Origin of the sequence: Pseudomonas sp. MWU12-3088 (genome assembly GCF_023242405.1) — a bacterium.
GTDB lineage: Bacteria > Pseudomonadota > Gammaproteobacteria > Pseudomonadales > Pseudomonadaceae > Aquipseudomonas > Aquipseudomonas kribbensis.
Window position 1 is genome coordinate 1 of sequence record NZ_JALJEA010000033.1, and the last position, 610, is coordinate 610.

Annotated in this window: 1 protein-coding gene; it reads right to left on the reverse strand. The window is 62.8% G+C overall.

Annotated features, from left to right (window positions below):
* On the reverse strand, positions 1 to 610 hold a 610-nt coding region (locus M5B98_RS28655), incomplete at both ends, for an immunoglobulin-like domain-containing protein (protein ID WP_248744684.1).

The following is a 610-nucleotide window of genomic DNA, read 5'->3' on the forward strand; positions in this document are numbered from 1 at the left end:
GAGTTTGACCGTGGTGGTGTCGATGGTATCGGTGACCTGGGTTACCGCAGGAACCGTGCTGGTCACCAGATTTTCGAAGTTGCCACCGGTGGCGGACTTGATCGTCGCTTCCACGGTGCCGGCGTCCTTGTAGACGTCATCGGCAGGGGCTGGAACCGTCACGGTGCCACTGGTTTTACCGGCCTCGATGGTGATCACGGCGCCGTTGCTCAAGGTCACGGTCACCGGAGTGCCCGCAGCGTTGGTCAGGGTGGCGGTGTAGATGATCGAACCGCCCTCGGCGACCGAGTTGGTGGCGCTGAGGGTCAGGTTGGTGGTGTCGACGGTGTCGGTGACCGTGGTCGAAACCGGGGTCTTGTCGGCAACGAGGTTCTCGTAATTACCGCCGGTTACGCCGGTGATCGCATTGGTCAGCGGCGCGTGGCCGGTCAACGCATCGTTCGGCGCGGTGGTGGTCACGGTGCCAGTGGTTTTACCCACTTCGATGGTGATCGACTGACCGTTGGACAGGGTTACGGTCACCGGCGAACCGGTTACCGGAGCGCCAACAGTCGCGGTGTAAGTAACGGTGCCGCCTTCAGCCGCCGACTCGGTCGCGGTCAGTTTGACC